Genomic DNA, 3,925 nt, shown 5'->3' with positions numbered 1-3,925 from the left:
CGGTCGACGAGGAGGGCCATCTCGTAGCCGACCAGGCCGATGTCGCTGTCGGGGGAGGCGAGGACGGCGAGGGAGGATCCGTCGGAGACGGCCATGATGAACAGGAAGCCGCGTTCCATCTCGACGACGGTGAAGCCCTCGGACATCGCGAGCAGGAGGCCGTCGGCGGAGACCACCACCGTGTGCGACACCCCGGGGGTGTTGTCCACGAAGTTGGTGATCAACCAGTTGAGGTTCTGTGCCGCCTGGGACATCTGGCTCATCTAACGCTCCGGGTGGTTCGGGCCGCCGAAGAGTCCGGCTGCCCCGTGCTGGTCGGGGGAAGGGGTGTCGCCTGCGTTGTGTCCCTGCTGGATGCCGCGGCGCAGGTTGGTGAGCCGGCCGCGCACCTCCTCGGGGGAACGGGACAGCTGCGGGGAGGCATCCGGTGCTGCACTGCTGGACTCCTGGACATTGCCGGGAAGCAGGTTCTGGCGGGGTACGCGGCGCGGGAGGCCGGCCGGGGTGGTGCCCCCGGCGACCGGCTCCGCGGGCGTGACCGGGGGCAGCGGGGCGCCGGGCATGGCCGGTGCGCCCGGCTCGCCGTCGTCGCGGGCTCCGGTGAACCAGTTGGGGCGTTCGCCGGCCTCGCGGTCGCCGATCGCCCGGCCGCCGCCCAGGGCCTGGCCCGGACGGCGGGTGGGAAGCGCGCCGTTCGCGGGGTTGGCCGAGGGGGACGGAACCGGGGAGGTGGGTCGCTGGGGCAGGGCCGCCGGTGCGTTGGCCGCTGCCGGGCGGGCTGTGTCTGGACGGGACGTGGGGGGAAGGGGGGCCACGGGCGCCTCGGGGGCAGGTGCTGGGGCGGGTTGCGGGGTCTCCGAGTAGTACGGGTGCCCGTACTGGGTCTCGGACGGGTTGTCAGGGTACTGCTGGTGACCGTACTGGTCCTGCTGGTACGCCGGGTACTGCTCGGGGACGTACGGGTCCTGGCCGTACTGGGCGGTGCTGAACTGCGAGGTGTCGTACGACGGTTCCGGCTGGTACTGCTGGCCGTTCACGGCGCCGTTCCCGGGGCCGTACGAGTCGAAGTCGGCGGCGGTGTAGCTGCCGGCCTCGTAGCCGGCGTCCGGCGCCGGGTAGGAGGCCGCGGCCGGCCGGGAGTCGAAGCCGTCGAACTCGGGGACGTAGGAGTCCGGGTAGGGCTCGTACGCCCCCGCGGGCTGCGGCGCGGGGCCGGGCTGCTGGGCGGCCGGCTGCTGCGGGGCGGTCGGCTGCTGGGGCTGCTGCGCGGCCGGTGCGCCCTCGGCCGGGCCCTCCAGCGCCGCCTGCTCGCGCCGCTGGCCGAGCCGCATGGTGCGCTGCATCAGGTCGGGGGCGCCGGCGCCCGGAGCGCCCACGGCGGGGCGGTCGTAGCGGCTGTCGTCGAAGCCCAGTTCGCTGGCGGTGCGCTGGTCGGTCTCGGCGTACGGACCGGCCTCGGGCTCGCCGTAGATCCGGGAGACGGTGAACTGCTCCTCGGGCTCGGCGGCCCGGGGCAGCTGGGTGAGGTGGTCCGGGACCATGACCAGCGAGGTGGTTCCGGCGGACTCGCCGGACGGGCGCAGCTGGACCCTGATGGCGTGGCGCTCGGCCAGCCGGCCGACCACGAACAGGCCCATCTGGCGGGAGACCGAGGCGTCGACCGTGGGCGGGTCGGCCAGCTTGGCGTTGATCTCGGCGAAGTCGGCGGCGGTGAGGCCGATGCCCTTGTCGTGGATCTCGACCAGCACCCGCTGGTCCGGCAGCCGGGTGGCGGTGACCTTCACCCGGGTCTGCGGGCTGGAGAAGGTGGTGGCGTTCTCCAGCAGCTCGGCGAGCAGGTGCACCAGGTCGGTCACGGCCGGGCCGATGACGTCGGTCTCGGGTATGCCGCTGAGCTCGATGCGCTCGTACTGCTCCACCTCGGAGGCGGCCGCGCGGAGCACGTCCACCAGCGGGATCGGGTCGCTCCACTCGCGTCCGGCCGACTCGCCCGCGAGGACCAGCAGGTTCTCGCCGTTGCGGCGCATACGAGTGGCCAGGTGGTCCAGCTTGAACAGGTTCTCCAGCTGGTCCGGGTCGGCCTCGTTGTTCTCCAGGTCGGTGATCAGCGACAACTGACGCTCGATCAGGCTCTGGGAGCGGCGCGACAGGTTGGTGAAGATCGCGTTGACGTTGCCGCGGAGCATGGCCTGCTCGGAGGCCAGTCGGATGGCCTCGCGGTGGACGTCGTCGAAAGCCCGGGCGACGTCGCCGATCTCGTCGCGGCCGCTCAGCGGGATCGGCCGGACGGTGGTGTCGACGCGCTCGGGGTCGGTCTTGGAGAGCTTGCGGACCAGGTCCGGCAGCCGCTCGGAGGCGATGTCGATGGCGCTGTCGCGCAGGGTGCGCATACCGCGCACCATCGAGCGGCCCATCAGGTAGGCCAGCGCGCCGGCGATCAGGACCAGCGCCAGCGCCTCGGCGCTGATGGTGATGGCCTGCTGGTTGGCGTCCTGCTTGGCCTGGTGGGCATCGGCGACGACCTGGTCGGTGATGGTCGTCTCGACCTTGCGTTCCTCGCTGGTCTTCTGGCTGGCCAGGGCGTACCAGCTCGCCGGGGTGATCCCGGACGACTTGAGCGAGGACTTGCCGGCCATGCCCAGCAGGGTGTTCTCGGCCGCCGAGACGCCCTGGCCGATCACGGTCTGCTGGTAGAGCTTGAGGTCCGCGGGCACACCGGAGAGCAGCACCTGCCCCTCGCTGACCTGGGTGAGCCGGGCGGCCACCTGGATCGCGTCGGCGAGCTGCGACGGCATCTTGTCGTACATCAGCGCGATGGTGACCAGGTTGCGCTCGGTGGCCGTGGACTCCTTCTCCAGGCTCAGCGCGAAGAGCTCACGGCCGCGGCTGTTGATGTTCTTGTCGCCGAAGGCGAGTTCGTTGTCCAGCCCGAGCAGGCCCAGGTAGATGTTGGAGTACGCCACCTCGGTGGAGACCGGGTCGAACGTCGTGCTCCGGACGTCGTTGCCCTTGGCCCGGAGCGTGGCCAGGTTCTTGGCGGCCTGGTCGTGGAAGTTCTTGAGGTCGGTGGTGATCTGCAGGTCGGGCTTGACCTGCGCGGCGTCGGCGTCCATCACCGCGATGTCCGCGTCGGTCTGCTTGCGTGCCGCCAGCACCTTGGGGTCGTTCTGGATGCCCCGCATCTGCGGGATGACCGCGAGGTCGCGCTCGTTCTGCATGTCCTCGGCCACCGTGGTGGCGTCGCGGACCAGGACGGCGACCTTCTCGTTCTGCCCGGCCGTGCTGGCGAGGTCCAGCTGGTCCTTCACGCGCAGTCCCGCGAAGACCAGTCCGGTGACCACCGGGACCAGCACGATCGCGGTCAGCCGGGTGGGCACGCGCCAGTGGCGGAAGGCCCAGCTGGAGCCACCGCCGTCCACGGGCTGGGACTCGGCCTGCCGCGGTCCTGGGTCTGCCTGCTTCTGCCTCACTCGACAACAACCTCTCGGCCGGGGCGGCCATTTCTGACGTGCTACTGATCTGCGCGGATCGCTGGAATTTCAGCACGTACGCGCGGTACGGGCCAAACACCCCTGGTGGGTCCGCTTACTGACGATAAATGGGACATAAGAACCCCATTACGGCGAATGCTCACCTGCCGGTAGGCGTTTCAGCGGAGTCGGGCGAGTAGGGCGTGTTCGACGAGGGTGATGAGGGCGGATTTGGCGCTGTCGCGTCGGCGGGCGTCGGTGGTGATGACGGGGGTGTCGGGGCCGAGTTGGAGGGCTTCGCGGACTTCGTCGGGGTTGTGGGTCTGGTTGCCGTCGAAGGCGTTGAGGGCGACGACGAAGGGGAGTCCGCTGTTTTCGAAGTAGTCGATGGCGGGGAAGCAGTCGGCGAGGCGGCGGGTGTCGACCAGGACGACGGCGCCGATGGCGCCGCGGAC

At 70.8% G+C, this 3,925-nt stretch carries 3 protein-coding genes; all 3 read right to left on the bottom strand.

Annotated features, from left to right (window positions below):
- A partial coding sequence (locus IF29_RS0140905; protein WP_030267517.1) for a roadblock/LC7 domain-containing protein occupies positions 1 to 263 on the bottom strand: 263 nt, incomplete at its 3' end.
- On the bottom strand, positions 264 to 3,470 hold the full coding sequence (locus IF29_RS0140900) for a sensor histidine kinase (protein WP_232242915.1): 3,207 nt from the start codon (positions 3,468 to 3,470) through the stop codon (positions 264 to 266). It abuts the gene before it with no gap.
- 179 nt (positions 3,471 to 3,649) lie between these two features.
- Positions 3,650 to 3,925: ATP/GTP-binding protein (locus tag IF29_RS0140895; protein WP_030267512.1), on the bottom strand; the 276-nt coding region annotated here is incomplete at its 5' end.

The sequence above is a fragment of the Streptacidiphilus jeojiense genome (assembly GCF_000719095.1).
Classification (GTDB): domain Bacteria; phylum Actinomycetota; class Actinomycetes; order Streptomycetales; family Streptomycetaceae; genus Streptacidiphilus; species Streptacidiphilus jeojiensis.
This window is presented reverse-complemented; position numbering and strand designations above follow the sequence as displayed.